Annotated in this window: 23 protein-coding genes; 15 read left to right on the top strand and 8 right to left on the bottom strand. The window is 66.3% G+C overall.

The window, feature by feature from the left end; genetic code table 11:
• Window positions 1–26: 26 nt before the first annotated feature.
• From KGA65_RS18270 to KGA65_RS18245, 6 genes are read left to right on the top strand one after another with little or no spacing between them, the layout of a single operon-like run.
• Window positions 27–1,670, top strand: coding sequence for a methyl-accepting chemotaxis protein (locus tag KGA65_RS18270; protein WP_225864552.1), 1,644 nt, complete (start codon window positions 27–29; stop codon window positions 1,668–1,670).
• A gap of 12 nt (window positions 1,671–1,682) precedes the next feature.
• Window positions 1,683–2,210, top strand: a complete 528-nt coding sequence (locus KGA65_RS18265) for a chemotaxis protein CheW (RefSeq protein WP_225864551.1) — start codon at window positions 1,683–1,685, stop codon at window positions 2,208–2,210.
• A 14-nt stretch (window positions 2,211–2,224) separates the two neighbouring features.
• Window positions 2,225–3,472, top strand: a complete 1,248-nt coding sequence (locus KGA65_RS18260) for an EAL domain-containing response regulator (RefSeq protein WP_225864550.1) — start codon at window positions 2,225–2,227, stop codon at window positions 3,470–3,472.
• Between the two features lie 50 nt (window positions 3,473–3,522).
• Window positions 3,523–4,320, top strand: coding sequence for a CheR family methyltransferase (locus KGA65_RS18255; RefSeq protein ID WP_225864549.1), 798 nt, complete (start codon window positions 3,523–3,525; stop codon window positions 4,318–4,320).
• Window positions 4,321–4,337: 17 nt separating this feature from the next.
• Entirely contained in the window at window positions 4,338–5,435 is a 1,098-nt protein-coding gene (locus KGA65_RS18250; RefSeq protein ID WP_225864548.1) for a protein-glutamate methylesterase/protein-glutamine glutaminase, read from the top strand.
• A gap of 49 nt (window positions 5,436–5,484) precedes the next feature.
• Window positions 5,485–5,805 (top strand): flagellar basal body protein, encoded by a 321-nt coding sequence (locus KGA65_RS18245; protein WP_225864547.1) that lies wholly within the window; start codon window positions 5,485–5,487, stop codon window positions 5,803–5,805.
• A gap of 339 nt (window positions 5,806–6,144) precedes the next feature.
• Here KGA65_RS18245 and KGA65_RS18240 read toward each other — a convergent pair whose 3' ends face one another.
• The 5 genes from KGA65_RS18240 to KGA65_RS18220 all read right to left on the bottom strand — a co-directional run bounded on the left by KGA65_RS18240 (window position 6,145) and on the right by KGA65_RS18220 (window position 7,944).
• On the bottom strand, window positions 6,145–6,366 hold the full coding sequence (locus tag KGA65_RS18240) for a hypothetical protein (RefSeq protein WP_225864546.1): 222 nt from the start codon (window positions 6,364–6,366) through the stop codon (window positions 6,145–6,147).
• An 8-nt stretch (window positions 6,367–6,374) separates the two neighbouring features.
• The gene (locus tag KGA65_RS18235) at window positions 6,375–6,524 is read right to left on the bottom strand and encodes a lmo0937 family membrane protein (protein ID WP_225864545.1); all 150 of its coding nucleotides are present in this window, start codon (window positions 6,522–6,524) and stop codon (window positions 6,375–6,377) included.
• A 24-nt stretch (window positions 6,525–6,548) separates the two neighbouring features.
• Window positions 6,549–6,770, bottom strand: coding sequence for a hypothetical protein (locus KGA65_RS18230; RefSeq protein ID WP_225864544.1), 222 nt, complete (start codon window positions 6,768–6,770; stop codon window positions 6,549–6,551).
• A 117-nt stretch (window positions 6,771–6,887) separates the two neighbouring features.
• The gene (locus KGA65_RS18225; RefSeq protein WP_225864543.1) at window positions 6,888–7,589 is read right to left on the bottom strand and encodes a VIT1/CCC1 transporter family protein; all 702 of its coding nucleotides are present in this window, start codon (window positions 7,587–7,589) and stop codon (window positions 6,888–6,890) included.
• 118 nt (window positions 7,590–7,707) lie between these two features.
• On the bottom strand, window positions 7,708–7,944 hold the full coding sequence (locus KGA65_RS18220) for a CsbD family protein (RefSeq protein ID WP_225864542.1): 237 nt from the start codon (window positions 7,942–7,944) through the stop codon (window positions 7,708–7,710).
• 277 nt (window positions 7,945–8,221) lie between these two features.
• Between KGA65_RS18220 and KGA65_RS18215 the strand changes: the two genes are divergently transcribed.
• The 4 genes from KGA65_RS18215 to KGA65_RS18200 all read left to right on the top strand — a co-directional run bounded on the left by KGA65_RS18215 (window position 8,222) and on the right by KGA65_RS18200 (window position 12,092).
• Window positions 8,222–9,199, top strand: coding sequence for an IS5 family transposase (locus tag KGA65_RS18215; RefSeq protein ID WP_225864541.1), 978 nt, complete (start codon window positions 8,222–8,224; stop codon window positions 9,197–9,199).
• Between the two features lie 171 nt (window positions 9,200–9,370).
• Entirely contained in the window at window positions 9,371–9,826 is a 456-nt protein-coding gene (locus tag KGA65_RS18210) for a GNAT family N-acetyltransferase (RefSeq protein ID WP_225864540.1), read from the top strand.
• Between the two features lie 67 nt (window positions 9,827–9,893).
• The gene (locus tag KGA65_RS18205; protein WP_225864539.1) at window positions 9,894–10,301 is read left to right on the top strand and encodes a hypothetical protein; all 408 of its coding nucleotides are present in this window, start codon (window positions 9,894–9,896) and stop codon (window positions 10,299–10,301) included.
• Between the two features lie 132 nt (window positions 10,302–10,433).
• Entirely contained in the window at window positions 10,434–12,092 is a 1,659-nt protein-coding gene (locus KGA65_RS18200) for an AAA family ATPase (protein ID WP_225864538.1), read from the top strand.
• Here the strand turns inward: KGA65_RS18200 and KGA65_RS18195 are convergent, their stop codons facing one another.
• Together KGA65_RS18195 and KGA65_RS18190 are read right to left on the bottom strand one after the other, a co-directional pair.
• Entirely contained in the window at window positions 12,093–13,022 is a 930-nt protein-coding gene (locus tag KGA65_RS18195) for a pseudouridine synthase (RefSeq protein ID WP_225864537.1), read from the bottom strand.
• Window positions 13,023–13,356: 334 nt separating this feature from the next.
• On the bottom strand, window positions 13,357–14,061 hold the full coding sequence (locus KGA65_RS18190; RefSeq protein ID WP_225864536.1) for a hypothetical protein: 705 nt from the start codon (window positions 14,059–14,061) through the stop codon (window positions 13,357–13,359).
• Between the two features lie 308 nt (window positions 14,062–14,369).
• On the opposite strand from KGA65_RS18190, the gene KGA65_RS18185 reads away from it, so the two are divergent.
• Window positions 14,370–15,554 carry an efflux RND transporter periplasmic adaptor subunit gene (locus KGA65_RS18185; RefSeq protein ID WP_225864535.1) on the top strand — a complete coding sequence of 395 codons (1,185 nt, stop codon included), beginning with the start codon at window positions 14,370–14,372 and terminating at the stop codon, window positions 15,552–15,554.
• Window positions 15,551–18,631, top strand: a complete 3,081-nt coding sequence (locus KGA65_RS18180; protein ID WP_225864534.1) for an efflux RND transporter permease subunit — start codon at window positions 15,551–15,553, stop codon at window positions 18,629–18,631. Before KGA65_RS18185 ends, KGA65_RS18180 begins: the two co-directional genes overlap by 4 nt.
• On the opposite strand, the gene KGA65_RS18175 is transcribed toward KGA65_RS18180, so the two are convergent.
• Entirely contained in the window at window positions 18,556–19,428 is an 873-nt protein-coding gene (locus tag KGA65_RS18175) for a phage integrase N-terminal SAM-like domain-containing protein (protein WP_225864533.1), read from the bottom strand. The two genes, KGA65_RS18180 and KGA65_RS18175, sit on opposite strands and share 76 nt — an antisense overlap.
• A gap of 266 nt (window positions 19,429–19,694) precedes the next feature.
• On the opposite strand from KGA65_RS18175, the gene KGA65_RS18170 reads away from it, so the two are divergent.
• From KGA65_RS18170 to KGA65_RS18160, 3 genes are all read left to right on the top strand, one after another.
• Complete coding sequence (locus KGA65_RS18170) at window positions 19,695–20,561, top strand: toll/interleukin-1 receptor domain-containing protein (protein WP_225864532.1); 867 nt, start codon at window positions 19,695–19,697, stop codon at window positions 20,559–20,561.
• A 91-nt stretch (window positions 20,562–20,652) separates the two neighbouring features.
• Window positions 20,653–21,363, top strand: a complete 711-nt coding sequence (locus tag KGA65_RS18165; RefSeq protein ID WP_225864531.1) for a hypothetical protein — start codon at window positions 20,653–20,655, stop codon at window positions 21,361–21,363.
• Window positions 21,364–21,517: 154 nt separating this feature from the next.
• Window positions 21,518–21,862 (top strand): GFA family protein, encoded by a 345-nt coding sequence (locus tag KGA65_RS18160; RefSeq protein ID WP_225864530.1) that lies wholly within the window; start codon window positions 21,518–21,520, stop codon window positions 21,860–21,862.
• Window positions 21,863–21,935 lie beyond the last annotated feature (73 nt).

Raw genomic sequence — 21,935 nt, 5'->3', positions numbered from 1 at the left:
AAGGAAACGTCATCATGTTCGGATCCATGAAAGTCGCCACCCGGCTTGCGCTGGGGTTTGGAGTGCTCATCGCGCTGCTGCTTGCGCTGGCCGGCCTGAGCATCACCCGCATGGCCGCGCTCAACGACGGCACCAGCCTGATCGTGCAGGACCGCGTGCCCAAAACCGTGATGGCCAAGGACCTGGTGGCCCTGTCCATCGACAACGGCCGCAAGGCCCGCGCCCTGGTGCTGGCCAACAGCGATGCCGAGTACAGCGACCTCCAGAGCAAGATGGCCGCCAACAGCGCCTCGGCCAGCAAGATGATGGACACGCTGGAGAAGTCCATCTCCTCCGAGAAGGGCAAGGCCCTGCTGAAGGACATCAGCGACAAGCGCGAGATCCTGCGCAGCAAGTACCCGCCGCTGCAGGAGCTGGCCCGCACCGACAAGGCCCGCGCCACCCAGTACCTGCATGACGAATTCGCCCCGGCCAACACCGCCTTTGAGGTGTCGGTCAGCGCCCTGGCCACCTATGTCACGGAAATCATGGACACCGCAGCCGAGGAAGCCGCGGCCACCTACCTGTCGACCCGCTCGCTGGTGCTGACGCTGACCGTCTCCGCCCTGGTGCTGGCCACGGTGGTGGGCATCCTGATCACCCGCAGCCTGCTCAAGCTGCTGGGCGGCGAGCCGGCCTATGCGGCCCAGGTGCTCAAGCGCGTCTCCGAAGGCGACCTGACCGTCGACGTCGAGACCAAGAAGGGCGATGACGCCAGCATGCTGGCCGCCTTGAAGGCCATGACCAACAAGCTGTCGCTGGTGGTGGGCGAGGTCAACAGCAGCGCCGAGGCGCTGGCCGGGGCCTCCGAAGAGGTGAGCGCCACGGCGCAGTCGCTGAGCCAGGCCGCCGCTGAGCAGGCCGCCGGAGTCGAAGAGACCAGCGCCACCGTCGAGCAGGCCGCCGCCTCGATCGCCCAGAACACCGAGAACGCCCGTGTCACCGACAGCATGGCCACCCAGGCCGCGGCCCAGGCCAGCGAAGGCGGCGAAGCGGTGAAGGCCACCGTCAGCGCGATGAAACAGATCGCCCAGAAGATCGGCATCATCGACGACATCGCCTACCAGACCAACCTGCTGGCCCTGAACGCCGCCATCGAGGCTGCCCGGGCCGGCGAGCACGGCAAGGGCTTCGCGGTGGTGGCCGCCGAGGTGCGCAAGCTGGCCGAGCGCAGCCAGGTCGCCGCGCAGGAGATCAGCGATGTCGCCGGCTCCAGCGTGGAACTGGCCGAGCGCGCCGGCAAGCTGCTCGACGAGATGGTGCCCAACATCAAGAAGACCTCCGACCTGGTGCAGGAGATCACCGCCGCCTCGGAAGAGCAGGCCACCGGTGTCAGCCAGATCAACACCGCCGTCGGCCAGCTCAACCAGACCACCCAGCAGAACGCCGCCAGCTCCGAGGAACTGGCTGCCACCAGCGAGGAGATGAGCAGCCAGGCCGAGGAGCTGCAGCGCGCGATGGGCTTCTTCAAGGTCCGTCCGGGTCTGGCCCAGGGTCAGGCCGCCGCCCCGGCGCGACGCGCCATCCAGACCGCCAAGGGCAGCGCCCGCAAGAGCCCGGTGCTGAGCAGCAAGAGCCTGGCCACGGCCGGCGTTGGCGAGATCGACGAATCGCAGTTCACCAACTTCTGAGGGAGGTGACCCATGAACCGCCCTGTCGAGGCCGCCGCCGCGGCCGAGCCAACACAGTACCTGACCTTCCTGCTGGGCAGCGAGATGTTTGCCCTGGGCATCCTGGCCATCAAGGAGATCATCGAGTACCGCACGCCCACGGATGTCCCGATGATGCCGGCCAGCGTGCGCGGGGTGATCAACCTGCGCGGCGCCGTGGTGCCGGTGGTGGACCTGCAGGCCCGCTTCGGCCGCCCGGCCAGCCCGGTCTCGCGCCGCACCTGCATCGTGATCCTGGAAATCGCCCAGGCCGATGAACGCCAGGTCGTTGGCGTGGTGGTCGATGCGGTCAGCGAGGTGCTGGACATCCCGGCCACCGAGATCGAGCCGCCGCCGGCCTTCGGCACCCGCATCCGGCGCGACTTCATCGCCGGCATGGGCAAGGTGCGCGACCGCTTCGTCATCCTCCTCAACGCCGAGCAGGCGCTGGCGATGGACGAGCTGACGGAGCTCGGGGCCCCCGAGCTCATCGCGCCGATCGCCGAGGCCATCCCCGCCTGACGGAGGACCCCGCCGTGACCGCCATCCCTGCAGAAGACAGCTCCGTCCCGACGCCCGGCGGATACCGGTCGGTGCTGGTGGTCGATGACAGCGCGGTGCAGCGGGCCCATGCGGCCCAGCTCTGCCGGGACCTGGGCATCGAGTTGATCTACGAAGCCTGCAACGGCCTGGAGGCGCTGGACCTGCTGGCCCTGCTGGTGCTGCCGCCCAGCCTGCTGGTGGTGGACCTGGAGATGCCCGGCATGGACGGCATCGAGTTCATTGAGCAGCTGCACCGCCGCCGGGTGGGCTTTCCGGTGCTGATCGTCTCCTCGCGCGAGCAGATCCTGCTGGATTCGGTGTGCACGCTGGGGGTCGAGCTGGGCCTGCCCATGGTGGCCACGCTGCGCAAGCCGCTGACGCTGGAACGGCTGCGCGAGACCCTGCACAGTGCCCTGCCGGTGCGCTCCACACAGGCCCGGCCGGTGCTGCCGCGGGTGTCGGCCAGCGACCTGGACAGCGCCCTGCGCCAAGGCCTGCTGCAGGTGCACTACCAGCCCAAGGTGGACATCCGCAGCGGCCTGCTGCGGGGGGTGGAGGCCCTGGCGCGCTGGACCCACCCGGAGCTGGGGCCGATCGCGCCGGACCAGTTCATCCCGCTGGCCGAGCGCGAGGGCCTGATCGGCCCGCTGACCATCGCCGTCACCGAGCAGGCGCTGGCCCAGGCTGCGGCCTGGCGCTCGCACGGGCTCAGCGTGTCGCTGGCCATCAACCTGTCGCCCAAGCTGCTGGAATGCCAGGACCTGGTCGAGCAGGTCACCGACCGGGTGGCCACCCACGGGCTGGAGCACCACCAGATCGTGATGGAGATCACTGAGAGCTCGCTGAGCACCCGGCTGGGCGTGGCCCTGACCCGCCTGACGCGGCTGCGGCTGCGCGGCTTCGGCCTGTCGATCGACGACTACGGCACCGGCTTCTCGTCGATGCAGCAGCTCGCCCGCATCCCCTTCACCGAGCTGAAGATCGACCGCTCCTTTGTCTGTGGCGCCCAGCAGCGGCCGCATCTGCAGGTCATCCTGCGCTCGGCGCTGGAGATGTGCCGCCAGCTCGGCCTGGTCAGCGTGGCCGAGGGCATTGAGACGCTGGAGGACTGGCGGCTGCTGCAGACCCTGGGCTGCGACATCGGCCAGGGCTGGCTGATCGGCCGCCCCATGCCCGGCGAGGCGCTGTATGCCTGGGTGCGCCAGCACCGCGAGCGGCTGCCCGAGCTGCGTGCCCACTGAACCCGACGGCCCCCCCACCGCCGTCCCTCTTCCCTTCCACGAGACCGCCCATGCACACCCTGAGCGATCACGAGTTCCAGCGCTTCCAGCGCTTCATCCACGGCGCGGCTGGCATCTCGCTGTCGTCGGCCAAGAAGTCACTGGTCGTCGGCCGGCTGGCCAAGCGGCTGGCCGCCCGGCAGCTGGACAGCTTTCACGACTACCTGGCGCTGCTGGAGCAGCGCGAGGAACACGCCGAAGCGCAGATCGCGGTGGACCTGCTGACCACCAACGAGACCTACTTCTTCCGCGAGCCCAAGCACTTCGAGCTGCTGCGCCGGGTGGCCCAGGCCAGCCCCAGCCACCAGCCCTTTCGCATCTGGAGCGCCGCCAGCTCGACCGGCGAAGAGGCTTACAGCATGGCGATGGTGCTGGCCGATGTGCGTGGCGAGCACCCGTATGAGGTGGTGGGCACCGACATCAGCACCCGCGTGCTGGCCCGCGCCCGCCAGGGCCACTACCCGATGGAGCGCATCCGCCAGATGCCGGGCGACTACCTGCGGCGCTTCTGCATGAAGGGCACCGGCCCGCAGACCGGCACGCTGCTGATCCAGCGCCCGCTGCGCCAGAAGGTGAACTTCCTGCACCTGAACCTCAACGAGCGCCTGCCCACCCTGGGCAGCTTCGACATGGTCTTCCTGCGCAACGTGCTGATCTATTTCAACCCCGAGACCAAGCGCCAGGTGGTGCACCGGGTGCTGGAGACCCTGCCGCGCGGCGGCTGGTTCTGCATCGGCCACTCGGAAAACCTCAACGACGTGGGCGCCCCGGTCGAGCAGGTCGCCCCCTCCATCTACCGCAAGGTCTGAACCCCGGAATCCGAAGCATGCCCCCTCCGATCAAGGTCCTGGTGGTGGACGACTCCGCCGTGGTGCGGCAGGTGATGCAAGCCCTGCTGCGCGACGCCCCCGACATCGCGCTGATGGCCGCCGTGGCCGACCCGCTGCTGGCCATCGAACGCCTGAAGCAGAGCTGGCCCGACGTGATCGTGCTGGACGTGGAAATGCCGCGCATGGACGGCATCACCTTCCTGCGCAAGATCATGGCCGAGCGGCCGACCCCGGTCGTCATCTGCTCCACGCTGACCGAAAAAGGCGCCAAGACGACGATGGACGCGCTGGCCGCCGGCGCGGTGGCCGTGGTCACCAAGCCCAAGCTGGGCCTCAAGCAGTTCCTGACCGAATCGGCCGACGAACTGCTGCGCACCGTGCGCGCCGCCGCCCGGGCCAATGTGCAGCGCCTGGCCGGCCGGGCCCCGGCCGCCGCGCCCGTCGCCGCCGCCGGCGTGCCGCACCCGCCCCCCAAGCTCAGCGCCGACGCCGTGCTGCCGGCCGGCGGGCCGCGCGCCATGTCGCAGACCACCGAACGCATCGTCGCCATCGGCACCTCCACCGGTGGCACCCAGGCGCTGGAAGAGGTGCTGACCCGGCTGCCGCGCGTCTGCCCGGGCCTGGTCATCGTCCAGCACATGCCCGAGAAGTTCACCGCCGCCTTTGCCGACCGGCTGGACCGGCTCTGCCAGATCCGCGTCAAAGAGGCTGAGAACAACGACCGCGTGGTGCCCGGCCAGGCCCTGATCGCCCCCGGCGGGCGCCACCTGCTGCTGCAACGCAGCGGCGCGCAGTACCGGGTGGAGGTGCGCGACGGCCCGCTGGTGAGCCGCCACAAACCCTCGGTGGACGTGCTGTTCCGCTCCGTGGCCAAGGCCGCGGGCGCCAATGCGCTGGGCATCATCATGACCGGCATGGGCGACGACGGCGCCGCCGGCATGCTGGAAATGCACCAGGCCGGCGCCCACACCCTGGCGCAGGACGAAGCCAGCTGCGTGGTCTTCGGCATGCCCAAGGAAGCGCTCAAACGCGGCGGCGTGCGCCGCACGGTGTCGCTCACCAGCATCCCGAACGAAATCGTCGCCGCGATGTAAAGCCGGAGCAGCGGCTTAACTCCCCCGCTGATCGGACGATCATCCGGGCATGTCCGTCACCCTGCCCACCATCGCCTCCAGCGGCCTGGCCGCGGCGCAGGCGCGGCTGGACGCCTCGGCCCACAACATCGCCAACGTTGTCACGCCGAACTTTCGGCCCCTAGAGGTGACGCAAACCGCCCGGGCTGAGGGTGGCGTGGACACCCAGCTGCGCCAGCTCGACGCTCAAAGCGCGGACGGCGCCAGCACCTCCCGGCTGGAAGAGGATCTGGTCAACCAGAAGGTGGCGCTCTACAACTTCCAGGCCAATGTGCTGACCCTCAAGGCCGAGGGCAGCATGGTGGGGTCGTTGCTGGATTGCACCGCTTGATAGGGCGCTGATTCGGGCGGGCTGAGGGAATCGGCTCAGCTGGTCGGCCTTCAGAGTTTTCGCTTGTGGCGAACGGCCAGAGGTGAAAGCCATCTCCCCGGCGGGTTACTGCCAACCAGCACACTGGCGCTCCGTTACCAACAATTGGACGGTGCTCACTCGGTTTGCTCGGTTTTGGCTTCGTGACCTGCCCCCAGCGTGGCCTGACTGTCTGATCCCAAGCGCTCTTCGAGTGGTGGTTACCGTGAGTTGCACAGTTCCACTGTTCTTCGATGGCGTCGACATGGCAGTTCGAGCACCCATGTGTCCTCGCGGCGATCGTTGCGGACGACGTGTGCCTCAGCCCTTGGCACGACCCGCGACCAACAGCACGCCGCCGATCACAATCGCACCAACCCCGACCCACAACGGGATGTTCACGGTCTTCTTCTCCGTGACCGAAAGTTCCAATGTCCCGAGCTTTGCCTGATGAGTCTGCCTCGTGTAGCTGAAGCCGCCGTAGAGCAGGGCGATCACGCCCGCGACGACGAGTGCAATGGCCGCGATCCGAATGGCATTCATGACGATTCCTAGAAAGTGCTGCGCCCACGGATCAGCCGAACCAGAACGAGCACGACCGCGAGCAGGAGCAACAGGTGAATGAAGCCGCCCAACGTGTACGAACTCACCAGTCCTAACAGCCACAGCACAAGCAGGATGATGGCCAGGGTTTCGAGCATGGTGCCCTCTTGCGTCATTGAGATTTAAGGCCGGACGGCGATCTCGTGACGGACCGCCTTCACGCCATTGACATTGCGCGCAACCTGCTTGCTCTCGACGAAACGGTTCTTGATCTGGGTAATGATCGTGGCGTCGTCAATGGAGGATCCGACCAACTCCTGCCTACGGGTGACCGCGCAGCCAGCGGCCGTGAACGGGGATACCACGGAGGCGACGGCAAGCAGGTGGGGAATGGTGCGTCTCATGCGAACCTCCTATGAGTGACACGATCTGGAAGTCCAGCTTAAGGGTGGCACCGGCCGACTTCTGTGCGCTGGCGAACAGTCGGTGGCAGTGCGTCGTGTTCAACGGCGCGCCCCACCTCAGGCGATGGCGCCAAACATCGCCCCCACGCCGGCCGTGATCCCCATCGCCAGCGCGCCCCAGAAGGTGACGCGCCAGGCACCGATCAGCGGGGCGGCACCGCCGGCGCGTGCCGCCAGCGCCCCGAGGACCGCCAGGAAGACGAGCGAGGTCACACCCACCCAGGCCATCAGCGCGGACGCCGGCGCCAGGGCGGTCACCGACAACGGCAGCCCCGCGCCGGCTGCGAAGCTCGCCGCCGAAGCCAGCGCGGCCTGCACCGGCCGCGCGCTCACCGCGTCGGAGATGCCAAGTTCGTCGCGCGAATGGGCACCGAGGGCGTCGTGCGCCATCAATTGCGCTGCGACGCGCTGCGCCAGCCCGGGCTCCAAGCCGCGTGCCAAGTACAGCGCCGCCAGCTCTCGCTGCTCGGCGGAAAAGTCGGTGGCCAGTTCGGAACGCTCCCTCGCGATATCGGCCTTCTCCGTATCGGACTGTGAATGCACCGAGACGTACTCCCCGGCCGCCATCGACATCGCGCCAGCCACCAGCCCGGCAGCGCCGGTCACCAGCAGGCCCGCCTGGCCGGTGCCGGCCGCGCCAACGCCGACCACCAGACTGGCGGTCGAGACGATGCCATCGTTGGCGCCCAGCACAGCAGCGCGCAACCAGCCGATGCGGTCGGTGCGGTGGCGTTCAGCGTGGCGGCGCGGGGAGATCATGACCGCTCGTCTTGCGCGGTCCGGGCTCTGCCAGGTGATGGCCGTGCCGCATCTGCCGCACGCCGTCGGCGCTGACGGTCCATCCCGGGCCTCTCGCGACCGAAGGTGTGGCGACCGCTCAGGGGTGCTTGGATGACGACGGGGCGAACCAAGCATCGTTGGCCTTGCGCTCCCACTCGGCAAGCTGATGTTCGGCCTCATCCTTGGCAATGCCGTAGCGTTCCTGAATCTTGCCGACGAACTGTTCGCGCCGGCCGCCGACGACGTCGAGATCGTCGTCAGTGAGTTTGCCCCACTGTTCCTTGACCTTGCCGGCTACTTGCTTCCATTGCCCTTGAATTCGTTCCCAGTTCATGAGGATCTCCTTGATGGATGAATGCGAACGCACACGGCGCCCGCGTTTTGGGGGATGCAGTCTGCCAAGGATAGGTAGCCCGAACCGACCGGTCGGTGCGCTGGCGTACGATGCGACGCGCTCCAAGCAAGCCTCCAGCACGTCGGATCGGGGCGTTCGCAGGGCCCCGGAGACTGCGACAGGCCGCGCATAGGGGATATGCGAATCGCCTAAGGAAGGTCTGCAAAACCCCGCTTCTGACTGGCATCCAGCCTGAGCCGCAGGCAAGATGGCGCACATGACGCAAGAGCAGCAGATGCTGGGGTTTGATCCCCTGCCCAAGAAGACGCGCAAGGAGATCTTCCTGGAGGAGATGAACCGGGTGGTGCCGTGGGCGGCGCTGGTGGCACTGATTCAGCCACATGCGCGTGGAGCGCACCAAGCGCTGGGCGGACGCCCGCCGTTTGCTGTGGAGACGATGCTGCGCATCCACTGCCTGCAACTGTGGTGGAACCTGAGCGACCCGGCCATGGAAGAAGAACTGCACGAACGCCCGCTGTACCGGGAATTCGCGGGGCTCTCCGGCCGGGCCCGGTTGCCCGACGAGACAACGATCCTGCGGTTTCGCCACCTGCTGGAGAAACAGCATCTGGCCCCCGAGATCCTGGAGACGATCAACGCCCACCTGGCCGCACAAGGGCTCATGCTCAAGACCGGCACGCTGGTGGATGCCACGCTGATTGCCGCGCCCAGCTCCACCAAGAACGCCCAGGGTGAGCGCGACCCCGAGATGCACCAGACCAAGAAGGGCAACCAGTGGCACTTCGGGATGAAGGCGCACATCGGGGTGGATGCCGAGTCGGGGCTGGTGCACACGGTCATCGGCACAGCGGCCAACGTTAACGACGTCACCCAGGCCACACAACTGCTGCACGGGCAGGAGCAGGACATCTTTGCGGACGCGGGCTACCAAGGCGTGGACAAGCGGCCCGAGGCCCAGGACCTGACGGTGAATTGGCACATCGCCATGCGCCCGGGCAAACGCGCGGCGCTGGACAAGACCCGTGCACTGGCCCAAGCCATCGACCGGGTCGAGCAGATCAAGGCCAGCATCCGGGCCAAGGTGGAGCACCCGTTTCGGGTGATCAAGCAGCAGTTCTGCCACGCCAAGGTGCGCTACCGCGGGCTGGCCAAGAACACGGCGAGGCTGCAGGTGATGTTTGCGCAGGGCAATGTGTGGATGGCGCGCCGGCAGTTGTTGGCGGAGCAGGCATGAGTGCGCCCGAAATGCGCAAAAGGGCCGCCGCACAGGCCGAATCGGCCTGCCGAAAGGGCCTTCCGAGCGAGAGATCGGGCAAGCCTTGCGCATCGCGAAATCTCACCCCTGATTCACCTGACCACGGGGTTCGGGAACGGGGTTTTGCAGACCTTCCTTAGCCGTCACCAAGTGCCCACAGTTCACGAGATCCTCGAGCTCGACCTACTGACGCTCCGCGAACACACGGAACGCGCAGGCGATCAGCTCGATCCAGAACGCTTGCGCAAGTCGATCGAAGCCTCGCTCCCCATCTCCGAGCTCGCAGTCGTGCGCCGCCAGGGCGTTCTTGTCGCCTACGCCATGCTTCAGCCCCAAGAGGCCGGTCAGTGGTTCGTCACAGGCTTCAACACCCACCCCGAGCATCGCAGCGCGCCAGTGTTCCGCGCTCTCTTCGCTCAACTCCTGGACATTGCATCGCGCCGTGGCATTACTTCCCTGCGCAGCAATGTCTACAAGACCAACCGCCTTTCCATGGCCTTCCATGCTCGCCTCGGGTTCCAGGTCACTCGAGAGAATGCAAAGGGGGTGGAGTTAACGGCCAGCCTCCCGGAGTTACTGGCAAAGAGCCGTCTGGTCGCGCAGTGACGGCTAGCCCTTCGCTGGAGCCGACTCGCGCCTCAGCTCAAACGTTGGACCTCATTGAACACATATCATGGCGCTCGATGAATTCCGAAACGCAATGGTCAGTGCGATTCGCAAAGGACGTTGGCAAGCAGCGGCGATCGCGCTTGCTGTCGCCCTTATCTTGGTCACAACGCCTGAGCTACGTGCCCTGCTGCTGCTTGTTCAGTATTTCGGGGTGGAGGCGACTGCACTTCTCGCAGTAGTTGCGCTCCGAAGTTTTTCCAACGATCTTGCTGTCGGTCTGCACATGGCGCGGAGGGCAGCATGTCCCGCTGTCGCAGCAACCGCGAGACTCATCGCACGCTTCCTTGCGGCTTCGCTCTACATGCGGGCGCTGAGACCGCTCAACACAATCCTGGTCGCTGTGTTGCTTCCGCAGCTGTGCTGTGCGGATGCTTTGCCAGTCTCAGCTGGCCTCAACGAGCAACGCAGCTGAGGCCTGACATGGCGCCGCAGTGCGCCGGTGAGCTTTACCAGCACCTCCCTGCACCCATCCGAATTTCCGCTCCCGGTCGATTGCTGACGCAACTCGCCCCAAGCCCGCCCCCCCGCCGCTATGCTGCGGCCCATGTACGAATCGTTCTTCGGCCTGAGCCGCGAGCCCTTCTCGGTCGCCCCCGATCCGCGCTTTCTCTACCTCAGCCAGCAGCATCGTGATGCGCTGGGCTACCTGAATTACGGTCTGCGCCGGGCCGGCGGCTTTGTGCTGCTGACGGGCGAGATCGGCGCGGGCAAGACGACCGTGTGGCGGTCTTTTCTGGAGCAGCTGCCGGCCGGGCTGGACGTGGCCTACGTGGTCAACCCGAAGATGAGCGTGCAGGCGCTGCTCAAGCGCCTGTGCGAGAGCCTGCAGGTGGAGCTGCCGCCCGACGCCGACCGCCCCGGCGCCGAGGCCGACCTGATCGACGCGCTGCACGGCCACCTGCTGCTGTCCCACGCCCAGGGGCGGCGCACGCTGGTGGTGGTGGACGAGGCCCAGGCCCTGGCGCTGCCGGTGCTGGAACAGCTGCGGCTGCTGACCAACCTGGTGACCAACGAGGACAAACTGGTGCAGGTGCTGCTGATCGGCCAGCCCGAGCTGCGCCAGCTGCTGGAGCACCCCGAGCTGGCCCCTGTGGCGCAGCGCATCGTGGCGCGCTTTCACCTGAAGGCCTTGTCGCGCGACGAGACCGAGGCTTATGTGGTCCACCGCCTGACCGTGGCCGGGCTGATGGGCCCGCTGCCGTTTGACGACGAGGCGATCCGCCGCGTCCACCGGCTCTGCCAGGGCACGCCACGGCGCATCAACGTGCTGTGTGACCGGGCCCTGACCCTGGCCTGCGAACGCGGCCAGCACCGGGTGGACAAGGCCTTGGTGGACCAGGCTGCGGCCGAGGTGTTCGACCTGCCGGCGCTGCGCAACCGGCCGTTGCAGGCGGTGCGCTGGCTGGCCGGCGGGGCGGTAGGCGCCGCCGTGCTGTTCGGCCTGACGCAATGGGGTCCGTTCGGCCCCGCCCGGCCAGCCGCCACCAGCGCCTTGGCCACGGCGGCCAGCGCAGCCAGCGTCCCGGTGGAGGCGTCCTCCGCCCCACCGGCCACGCCGGCGCGCCCCTCGGTGCTGGCCATGGCCCCCCACGCCAACCCGGCCGATCCGCTGGCCCCGTTGTTCGTTCACCCCTTGAACGAGGCACAAGCCTGGCAGCGGCTGGCGGCCCTGTGGCAGGTGCAACTGCCTGCCAGCGACGCGCCCTGCGCCAGCGCCCCGGCGGCCGGGCTGCGCTGCCACACCAGCCTGGGCGGCATGGGCGCGGTGCGTCTGCTGGACCGGCCGGGCTGGCTGACCCTGACCACCCCGGAGGGCCGCAGCACGCGGGTGCTGTTGCGCCGGCTGAAGGGCGATGAGGCCGAGCTGGACACCGGCGATGGCCGGGCGCTGACGGTGCCGCTGCTGAAGATCGCCAGCGCGTGGCGCGGCGAGTTCAACACCCTCTGGCGCAGCCCGCCCGACACCCCGGGCGACGGCCTGCTGGTGGCCGACGGCCCCACCGGGATCTGGCTGGCCGAGCGGCTGGCCCGGCTGGACGGCGGTCGACCCCAGGACGACGCGGCCAGCCTGGCCGACCGGATCCGGGCCTTCCAGATCGCCCAGGGCCTGAAGGCCGATGGCCTGCCCGGGCCGCTGACGCTGATGCGCCTGAACCACGCCACCGGCGTGGAAGAACCCCGCCTGGACGGCAACCCGCGCTGATCAGCCCACCGGCCAGGCCAGCGTGCGCTGGCTCTCAAAGCACAGTGCTTCGCCGGTGATCGGGTCGGTGAAGCTCAGCCGGCGGGCCAGCAACTGCAGCGGCCGGCGGAAATCCGGCGCCTGACCGGGCGCGGGCTCGGGCTGCAGCACCGGGTAGATGGTGTCGCCCAGCAGCGGCGCGCCCAGCGCCAGCATGTGCACCCGCAGCTGGTGGGTCTTGCCGGTGTGCGGGGTCAGGCGGTAGTGGGCATGCACTTCGTCGTGGTCGAGCATCTCGATCCAGGTCTCGGTGTTCGGCTCACCGGGCACCTCGTGCATCTGCATGCGCTGGGGGGAAGGTTCCAGCCGGCTGCGGCGCTGCAGCGGCTGGGCCAGCGCCGGCCGGTAGGGCGCCAGGGCTTCATAGACCTTCTGCACCTGCCGTTCGCGGAACAGGGCCTGGTAGGCGTTGCGGTCCTCGGGCCGGCGGCTGAACACCACCACGCCGGCGGTTTCCCGGTCCAGGCGGTGCAGCGGCGTCAGCTCGGTCAGGCCCAGGCGGCGCTGCAGGCGCGCCAGCAGGGTGTGGCGGGCGTAGCGGCCCACCGGCGCCATCGGCAGGAAGTGGGGCTTGTCCACCACCACCAGCCGCTCGTCCAGGTGCAGCAGCGCTTCTTCAAACGGGATGTCGACCTCGCCGGGCACCTCGCGCCAGTACCAGACCCGCTCGCCGGCCCGGTAGGGCGCGTCCTCGGCCAGCGCGGCGCCCTGCGCGTCCAGCACCTCACCTGCCGCCAGGCGGGCCTGCCATTGGGCTTCGTCCAGCACCGGCAGGCGCCAGGCCAGAAAGGCGCTCAGCCGGGGCCAGCGCTGGTCATGGGGCAGGGCCACGCAGCTGGCCGGCACACCGTGACGGGGCGCCGGCCGCCAGGCCGGGCGGGGACGGGACATGGGGCGCGATTGTCGCCTGCGCCCGTGGACAAGTCGCTGTCAAGGCACAGCTCTGTGGACAAGTTTTGAACAAGAACCCTGTTATCCACAGGCCGAACGCCGATCGCCAGGTTGTTGTCTTTTCGTCCCCTTCATCCACAGACCTCGGACCACAGTGTTTCAGGCTTCACAAGTCATTGACTCAAAACAAAAAAACAAGGTTGTCCACAGAAGCAGGCGCCCTCTACTACAACCACCAATTAAAGAACTAAGAAGACAGGAGGAATAACAGCCTTCTCACTTTTTCCAGCGACAGGCCCTTTCGGGCCGTTTTCAACCCCGAAGAGACCCCCGGTCAGGGGGTGTAGCGAACCTGGGTGGCGGTGAAGGTGAGGGTCTTGCCGTCCTGCACGCGCACGATGCGCAGCGGCAAGCCGCCCAGGCCAGGCGCCAGACCCACTTCAAAGCCGCCCTCCGGGCTGGTGCTGGCCAGGCGCTGGGTGGGATAGCTCTTGCCGGCGTAGCTGGCCGAGCCATCGGGCAGCTTGGAGAACTGGTGCATCACCACGTTGCGGCCGTTCGTCACCGGCACCGTCTTGCCCACCACGCCCTCACCCAGCCACATCAACTGGTAAGCCAGGGCATTGATGTCCTGCAGACCGGCCGAGAGCGGTTTTTCATGCAGAGGCACTGCGGTGCGGCCATAGGTCACCACCCCGGCCGTGCGGTCCACCTTGGCGACAGAACGCGGCTTCGGGTCACCCACCTCGAAATCTTCATAAGTGGCCGGCTCCAGCCCATGCGGGCCGACCCGGCCCTGGCTGACGTAGCGACGGTTCTTGAAGGCCAGCGGCAGTTTCAGCTCGGTGCTGAGGGTGTAGCGGTCGCCTTCCAGCTTCCAATGCTGTTCGGCGTTCAGGCTGATGACGCCCCAGGTGACCTGGTAGCTCAGATCGGCGCTGTGGGGCAACTCACCGGCGTGCGCGGGCAGGGTGCCCAGCCAGGCCGTGCCGGCCAGGACCAGGGACACCAGCGGAGAAGACAGACGGAATGTGCGCACGGGCAACCTTTCACAAGAAATGGCTTGGAACATGCCGGACAGCCTGCCACGTCGCGATGACCGATGCAGCAATCGACCGGCTCTGCCTCAAAAAACGGCAACCGGCAGGCCCCCGTTGACCCTGGGACCGGCGGGACACGGCCTCTTACATGTCACGCGCGCTCTGTTAGATTGCACGGCGCGAGGGCGGACACGCATCCATTGAGGGAACCGATGGGCACCGTTCAGGCTCTCTGTGCTTGGCGCCGGTCTTGAGGACCGGCGTCCGTTTTTGGCGGCGATCCCGCCGGTTGGCAAAGAAGAAGTTCATGAACGCACGTGCCCTGGGGGGCTGGACGGCGGTGGCTGCCGTCGTGGCCGGTGGTGTCTGGTGGTGGTCCAGCCACACGGGGGCCGGTGGGCCGGCCGGCGCCGGCAAGGCGGCCTCGGCGCCCCAGGAGCAGGCGGTGACGGTTGTCGCGGTGGCGCAGCAAGACATGCCGGTGACCGTGGAAGCGGCTGGCACGGTGGTGCCGCTCAACACGGTGGAGGTGCGGCCGCAGGTGTCGACCACGGTGCGCAGCGTCGCCATCCAGGAAGGCCAGTTCGTCCACCAGGGGGACCTGCTGTTCACGCTGGACGACCGGACCGACCAGGCCAACCTGGAAAAAGCCAAGGCCACGCTGCTGCACGACCAGGCCACGCTGGCCGACCTGGAACGCCAATGGCGGCGCAACCAGGAGCTGCTGGGGCAGAACTTCGTCTCCCAGGGGGCGGTGGACAGCATCCGGGCCCAGCGCGACGCCCAGTTGGCCCTGGTGGCCTCCGACAGGGCCGCTGTGCGGGCCGCCGAGGTCAATGTGGGCTACAACGTGGTGCGTTCACCGCTGAACGGCCGGGCTGGGGCGATTGCGGTGCACCCCGGCAGCCTGGTGACGCCGACCGGCGCTGCGCTGGTCACCATCAGCCAGATCGACCCGATTGCGGTCAGCTTCACGCTGCCGGAGGCCCAACTGCCGGCCCTGCTGGGCGATGGCCCGCAGCGGCGCGACAGCCTGCCGGTGCAGGTGCTGCGCAAGAACGCCGATGGTGGCACGGCCGCGCCGCTGACCGGCCGCCTGAGCTTTCTGGACAACACGGTGGACAGCACCAGCGGCACCATCAAGCTGAAAGCCGCGCTGGCCAACCCCAACCAGGCCCTGTGGCCCGGCCAGTACGTGACCGTGCAGCTCACGCTGCGCACCCTTCAGAACGTGGCCGTGCTGCCGCAGGCCGCGCTGATCATCAAGGGCGAAGTGCGCCAGGTCTATGTGGTGGGGGCCGACCACACCGTGGCGCTGCGCTCGGTTGGCCTGCTGCACAGCGCTGGCCTGTGGGCTGTGGTGACGGGGGTGCAGCCGGGCGAGAAGGTGGTGATGGAGGGCAAGGAAAACCTGCGGCCTGGGGCGATGGTGCGTGAATCCGCCGCGCGGGCCAGCGCGGCGCAGGCCGCCAGCGCCGGAGCCGGCGCATGAGCCTCACCGAGCTGTTCATCCGCCGTCCGGTGATGACGGTGTTGCTCAACATCGCCATCGTGGTGGCCGGCCTGCTGGCCCTGGACAAGATCCCGGTGGCGGCGCTGCCGCGGTTTGACACGCCCACCATCAACGTCAGTGCCAGCCTGCCGGGTGCTTCGCCCGAGACCATGGCCAGTTCGGTGGCGCTGCCGCTGGAAAAGCAGTTCTCGACCATCGCCGGGCTGTCGCTCATCAGTTCCAGCAGCACGCTGGGCAGCACCTCGCTGACGCTGGAGTTCGACGCCTCGCGCGACATCGACGCCGCCGCGCTGGATGTGCAGGCCGCCCTGTACCGGGCCCAGCACAGCCTGCCGGACGACATGACCACGCCGCCCAGCTACCGCAAGGTCAACCCGGCCGACGCGCCGGTGCTGCTGGTGGCGCTGACTTCGCCGTCCATCAGCCTGACCCAGCTGAACGACTACGCCGAGAACCTGATCTCGCCCAGCCTGTCCACGCTGGAAGGGGTGGCCCAGGTGGCCATCTACGGCCAGCGCCGCTACGCGGTGCGGGTGGAGGTGGACCTGGACCGGCTGGCCGAGCGCGACCTGAGCTTGGACGAACTGCGCGCGACCCTGACCAGCGCCAATGCCAACACGCCGGTGGGCACGCTGGACGGCCCGCGCCAGACCCTGACGGTGCAGGCCAACCGCCAGCTGATGAATGCCCAGGACTGGCGCCAGGTCATCGTGGCCACGCGCAACGGCGCGCCGGTGCGGCTGGCCGACGTGGCCCAGGTGCAGGACAGCGTCGAATCGACCAAGACCCACGCCGAGCTGAACGGCGAGCCCAGCATCACGCTGGCGGTGCAGCGCCAACCGGATGCCAACACCGTGCAGGTGGTGGACCGGGTCAAGGCCATGCTGCCGCACTTTGCGGCCCAGCTGCCGGCCTCGATCAAGATGACGCCGGTGAACGACCGCTCGGCCTCCATCCGCGAGGCGGTGCACGACGTCTACTTCACGCTGGCGCTCACCGTGGTGCTGGTGGTGCTGGTGATCTTCCTGTTCCTGCGCCGGCTCTCGGCCACGCTGATCCCGTCCTTCTCGCTGCCCATTTCGCTGATCGGCGCGCTGGCCCTGCTGTGGGCCGGCGGCTACAGCCTGGACAACATCTCGCTGCTGGGCATCACGCTGGCGGTGGGCCTGGTGGTGGACGACGCCATCGTGATGCTGGAGAACATCGTGCGCCATGTGGAGGGCGGCATGGCGCCCTTCGAGGCCGCGGTGCGCGGCGCGCGGGAGATGAGCTTCACCATCCTGTCCATCTCCATCTCGCTGGTGGCGGTGCTCATCCCCATCTTCTTCATGCCCGGGGTGATGGGCATGCTGTTCCATGAATTCGCGGTGGTGGTGGGGCTGTCCATCCTGGTGTCGGCGGCGGTGTCGCTGACGCTGGTGCCGATGCTGTGCAGCCGTTACCTGAAGCACGAGACCCAACATGAAGAGGGTTGGCTGGGCCGCACCTTCGAGGCTGGCTTCACCGCCTTCCAGAACGGCTACGGCCGCACGCTGGACTGGGCGCTGGGCCACCGCTGGCTGATGGGCGGGGTGGCCGTGGGCAGCCTGGCGCTGACGCTGTGGATGGGCGTGACCATGCCCAAGGGCTTTTTCCCCGAGGAGGACATCGGCCAGATCCGCGTCAGCACCGAGGCGGCGCAGGACATCTCCTTTGACGCGATGATGGGTCTGCAGGCCCAGGTGGCGGCGGTGTTCCGGGCCGACCCGAACGTGGCCACCGTGTCTTCGTTCATGAGCGGCGGCAACTCGGGCCGCTTGTTCATCAACCTCAAGCCCCGCGGCCAGCGTCCGGCCATGCCCCAGGTGGTGGAAGGCCTGCGCAAGAAGCTGCGCGGCGTGGCGGGCATCCAGGTCTACATGGCGCCGGTGCAGAACCTGCAGCTGGGCGGGCGGGTCAGCAAGAGCCGCTACCAGTACACGCTGCAGAGCGTGAGCGCTGACGACCTCAATGCCTGGGCCCAGAAGCTGCAGGACAAGCTGGCGGCCGACCCGCAGTTCCGTGACGTGACCAGCGACGCGCAGAACAAGGGCTTGCAAGCCCAGCTGACGATCGACCGCGACAAGGCCAACCTGCTGGGCGTGCAGCTGGCCGACGTGCGCTCCGCGCTCTACAGCGCCTTTGGCGAGCGCCAGGTCAGCACCATGTACGGCCCGGCCAACAGCTTCTCCGTCATCATGGAAGCGGCGCAGGCCAACCGCGAGTTCGAGGGCGCCTTCGACAAGGTCTGGCTGCGCAGCAAGGCGGGCCAGCTGGTGCCGCTGTCGGCGGTGGCCAGCGTGAAGCGCACGCTGGGGCCGGTGGCGGTGAACCACCAGGGCCAGCTGCAGTCGGTGACGATCTCGTTCAACCTGGCCCCGGGCGTGCCGCTGAGCGCGGCCACCCAGCGCATCGACCAGGCCAAGGCCGCGCTGGCCATGCCTGAGTCGCTGATCGGCACCTATGGCGGCGACGCGGCGGTGTACCAGCAAAGCCAGGGCAGCCAGCTGGTGCTCATCGGAGCGGCGCTGGCCGTCATCTACGTGCTGCTGGGCGTTCTGTACGAGAGCTACATCCACCCGCTGACCATCCTGGCCGGGCTGCCCTCGGCCGCCATTGGCGCGCTGCTGGCGCTCAAGCTCTTCAACATGGAGCTGACGCTGATCGCCAGCATCGGCATCCTGATGCTGATCGGCATCGTCAAGAAGAACGCGATCATGATGATCGACTTCGCCCTGGACGCCCAACGCAACCAGGGCATGAGCCCACCCGAGGCCATCCGCGCCGCGGCCCTGCTGCGGCTGCGGCCCATCATGATGACCACCGTGGCCGCGTTGATGGGCGCCCTGCCCATCGCCCTGGGCCTGGGCGCCGGCGCCGAACTGCGCCAACCCCTGGGCCTGGCCGTGGTGGGCGGCTTGATCCTGAGCCAGGTGGTGACGCTCTACATCACCCCGGTCATCTACCTGGCGCTGGACCGCTGGGCCGGCAGCGGCCCCATCACCACCGAGGTGCCGGAGGCGGGCAACCGGGCCTGAAGCGCATCCAGCGGGCTGCGCACTGCAGCCCCGCCCACCTTGAGCACGTGGGTGTAGACCATGGTGGTCTTCACATCCGCGTGGCCCAGCAGGGCCTGGACCGTGCGGATGTCGTAGCCCGCCTGCAGCCTCCCCCACCAGGCCCAGCTTTGCGGGGCCCGCGGGTACTTGCGGGCCAGCGCATGGGGCAGTTCCACGCCGCCAGTGCCTCGCAGTTGATCGGCTCGCCACAGCACCTGGGCCCGGGCCAGTTGCGCCTCCAGCCCAGGGCGCAGGCTCTCCGGCAGCATCACCGCACGGTCCTTGTCGCCCTTGCCCGAGCGGACCACCAAGGTCCGGTGGGCGAAATCAATGTCCTTGACCCGCAGGCCTTCCATCAGGCGCAGGCTGGTGCCATAGAGCAAATGGCCGAACAGCTGATGCTGGGGTACCAGGCAGGCCAGCACACGGGCCACTTCGTCTGGGCTGAGCACCACCGGCAGGCGCCGCCGTGGCACCGGGCGGATCACATCGTTCATCCAGGGCAGATCGGTGCCCAGGACCTGCCGGTACAGAAACAATAAGGCCGACAGAGCCTGCCGCTGGGTGGACGCCGATAAGTCACGCTGGGCAGCCAGATGGGTCAGAAATTCTTCGACCTCTTCCCGCCCCATGTCCGCAGGGTGCCGCAGACCCTGGAAATGCACAAAGGCCTTGACCCAATACACATAGGTTTCCTCCGTCCGCAGGCTGTAGTGCAGCACGCGCAGGCGCCGCAGCAGGCGCGGTGGGCTGGGCGGCGATGGCGTGGGTTCCATGGGGAATGCGAGCGTCGATAACTGTATACCTATACAGTATTCCGATGTATCCCCGCTGACATCCCCCATTCGGGGGAATCTGATCCCCGCCTGTTACAACGAGCCCTTTGTCGCTCTGTTACGAAGTGATAAGCTGGCCTGAATTGTCAAAAATCTCAGTCGGCTCAGTCACTTGCGAGACCTCGCCCTTGGAATGTTCGGGAGCATCAAGGTTTTTGGTGGCGCAAATTGGGGTCGATAACTAGTTAGGCACCTGAAAGAACGCCATGGCTACGATTCGCGAGTACTTTGATACCGACGCAAAAGTCCTGACGATGCATGGCGCTTGGACGTTCGGCACCCAAGATGGCGTCGCACTCGCTGAAGTCATCGCCAAGATTGCCTACGACTTCGAGGCGAACGCAAAGTATTGGTACTTCTACGTGCCAGTCATGGACGACTTGTCTCAGTGCTTAGGCGCGCTCTTCAACTCAACGGAATTTGAGAACTGCCGCCTCGGACCCGATGGAGATGGTGTCTACGTAGAAATGGGCCATGCGGAATATTCTGAACGGCAATCAACCGCGACCCTCCAGTTCACAAGGCGAGTTCACCTCTATCTCGATTTCGACCTAACGCCAGAGAATAGAGCATCGCTAGTCGCGGAACTTCTTGCGCGAGGTTACTTCTTGTCTATCCGTGATCGGGAGTACGCGCGTAGTCGGTCCGCGAGTGAGAAGCCGCTCGCTTTCATTTCACATGATTCGCGAGATAAAGATGCATTCGTTCGCGAGCTTGCACATGAGCTTGCAAAGAATTTCTGCACGGTGTGGTACGACGAATTCTCACTGAAGGTTGGCGATAGCCTTCGATCAAGCATAGAGCGCGGTCTTCGCGAAACCAAGAAATGCATCGTGGTGCTGTCACCCAACTTCCTGTCGAATGATGGCTGGGGTCAGGCCGAGTTCGATTCAATCTTTACGCGGGAAATTCTCGAAAAACAGAACGTGATACTTCCGGTTTGGCTCAACGTCGACGTGAAAGACGTTTACAACTACAGCCCTCGCTTGGCGGACAAAGTTGGGCTTGCTGCGACCTTAGGAGTACCCGAAGTTGCTCGGCTCTTGGCTAATGCTGTCAAAGCAGGTGCCTAACATGGCGGTCAACACGGACGCTCCGCCGATAAAGCCGGCTCCGCGCCGGTTACCTTTACGTTAGACACCAGCAAATAATCCCTTTCTCCGAATGACATTCCTTATAGACACAGAGATTCAACGGCGTATTGCGGCGCTTATCGAAACCGCTGCGACTCAAGTTATTGGGCAACTGGCGAGCCACGGGAACGAGGAGGGCCTTACATCGGCGCTTGGAAATGCCTTGATGCAGCGCTCGATCAACTCAAATGGTTTGCAGGTGGATTTTCGCTATCGGCAACAAAATAAAATCACTGAAGAGCCTCACTCTGGTGCAGACGGCGGATTTCTCGTAAGGGTCAAAACCCCAGACGCAAGTATCGAAAAAGTCGCACTTTTCCAGGCCAAATTGCTTGGCGGCTATGACGATGTGCGAACCCTATCAATGTCCACGGCCGACGCAGAACGACTAAAAAAACAAGTCACGGATATGCTGAAACACACTGGCGAGTCAGTTGCAGTGTTCTACACATGGAAAAATATCTACGTCGTCGATGCGAGCGACTACAGTGCCAGAAACGCCTCACGTCTCCCGCTTTCCCAGAAGCACCGTCTCATCACGCTTGGGACATATCTTGGCAAATGGCTGCCACGATGCACCAAAGGGGATTTGAATCGCGACATTGTCACAAAAGTCAAACACGTCGACGGATTCAAGCACGGGCTCTCCCTCGACGTTATTTCGCAGCGCCCGTCCGTATCTTGGGAAGAAGATCGCGCCGAGGATGCGTGGCGACAGAAAGGAAAGAGCGGAAAGAAATGAGCAGTCGGACGGCGTGGAGGCTGCTGTCTAACTTTATGGTCCACCGGACGCTGCGCGATAACGTCGCGCAGCCCCGGTGACCTCCACGTCGGGCATCATCATTCACGCAGTTCATCTTGCTGACGCTGTTCTCAGCATACAAAGGAGTCCACAAGTGAAATACAAGGGTGGCTGTCACTGCGGTCAAGTAGCCTTCGAGGTCGAGGGCGAACTTACGCAGGTTATAGAGTGCAACTGCTCAATCTGTTCAAAGAAGGGCGCGCTTCAGTGGGGTGTTTCACCAGGAAGTTTTCATCTGCTGACTCCTGAGGAGGACATAGCCACCTACACATTCGGCGGAAAAACCATTAAACATCGCTTCTGCGGAAAATGCGGAATTCATACGTTTGCCGAAGGCATTCTGTCGGGTAGGTCCATGGTGATGGTTAATGCTCGCTGTCTTGAAGGGGTTGAGTTATCGGCACTTCCCGTTAAGCACTTCGACGGTCGCTCGCTGTAGTCCAACATGATGCCCACCCCTGCAATCGACCGGACCTGCGCGTAAAGCCGCCCAGTACGGTGGTTTTGCCGGC

The sequence above is a fragment of the Ideonella benzenivorans genome, assembly GCF_020387415.1.
GTDB classification, from domain to species: domain Bacteria; phylum Pseudomonadota; class Gammaproteobacteria; order Burkholderiales; family Burkholderiaceae_C; genus Ideonella; species Ideonella benzenivorans.
This window is presented reverse-complemented; position numbering and strand designations above follow the sequence as displayed.

Bases quoted from the DNA above. Each gene is read 5' to 3' on its own strand.
- KGA65_RS18240 (WP_225864546.1), bottom strand. From the start codon at position 6,366: ATGAATGCCATTCGGATCGCGGCCATTGCACTCGTCGTCGCGGGCGTG.
- KGA65_RS18250 (WP_225864548.1), top strand. From the start codon at position 4,338: ATGCCCCCTCCGATCAAGGTCCTGGTGGTGGACGACTCCGCCGTGGTG.
- KGA65_RS18215 (WP_225864541.1), top strand. From the start codon at position 8,222: ATGACGCAAGAGCAGCAGATGCTGGGGTTTGATCCCCTGCCCAAGAAG.
- KGA65_RS18200 (WP_225864538.1), top strand. From the start codon at position 10,434: ATGTACGAATCGTTCTTCGGCCTGAGCCGCGAGCCCTTCTCGGTCGCC.
- KGA65_RS18165 (WP_225864531.1), top strand. From the start codon at position 20,653: ATGACATTCCTTATAGACACAGAGATTCAACGGCGTATTGCGGCGCTT.
- KGA65_RS18225 (WP_225864543.1), bottom strand. From the start codon at position 7,589: ATGATCTCCCCGCGCCGCCACGCTGAACGCCACCGCACCGACCGCATC.
- KGA65_RS18195 (WP_225864537.1), bottom strand. From the start codon at position 13,022: ATGTCCCGTCCCCGCCCGGCCTGGCGGCCGGCGCCCCGTCACGGTGTG.
- KGA65_RS18235 (WP_225864545.1), bottom strand. From the start codon at position 6,524: ATGCTCGAAACCCTGGCCATCATCCTGCTTGTGCTGTGGCTGTTAGGA.
- KGA65_RS18270 (WP_225864552.1), top strand. From the start codon at position 27: ATGAAAGTCGCCACCCGGCTTGCGCTGGGGTTTGGAGTGCTCATCGCG.
- KGA65_RS18245 (WP_225864547.1), top strand. From the start codon at position 5,485: ATGTCCGTCACCCTGCCCACCATCGCCTCCAGCGGCCTGGCCGCGGCG.
- KGA65_RS18180 (WP_225864534.1), top strand. From the start codon at position 15,551: ATGAGCCTCACCGAGCTGTTCATCCGCCGTCCGGTGATGACGGTGTTG.
- KGA65_RS18265 (WP_225864551.1), top strand. From the start codon at position 1,683: ATGAACCGCCCTGTCGAGGCCGCCGCCGCGGCCGAGCCAACACAGTAC.
- KGA65_RS18170 (WP_225864532.1), top strand. From the start codon at position 19,695: ATGGCTACGATTCGCGAGTACTTTGATACCGACGCAAAAGTCCTGACG.
- KGA65_RS18230 (WP_225864544.1), bottom strand. From the start codon at position 6,770: ATGAGACGCACCATTCCCCACCTGCTTGCCGTCGCCTCCGTGGTATCC.
- KGA65_RS18185 (WP_225864535.1), top strand. From the start codon at position 14,370: ATGAACGCACGTGCCCTGGGGGGCTGGACGGCGGTGGCTGCCGTCGTG.
- KGA65_RS18175 (WP_225864533.1), bottom strand. From the start codon at position 19,428: ATGGAACCCACGCCATCGCCGCCCAGCCCACCGCGCCTGCTGCGGCGC.
- KGA65_RS18255 (WP_225864549.1), top strand. From the start codon at position 3,523: ATGCACACCCTGAGCGATCACGAGTTCCAGCGCTTCCAGCGCTTCATC.
- KGA65_RS18205 (WP_225864539.1), top strand. From the start codon at position 9,894: ATGGCGCTCGATGAATTCCGAAACGCAATGGTCAGTGCGATTCGCAAA.
- KGA65_RS18220 (WP_225864542.1), bottom strand. From the start codon at position 7,944: ATGAACTGGGAACGAATTCAAGGGCAATGGAAGCAAGTAGCCGGCAAG.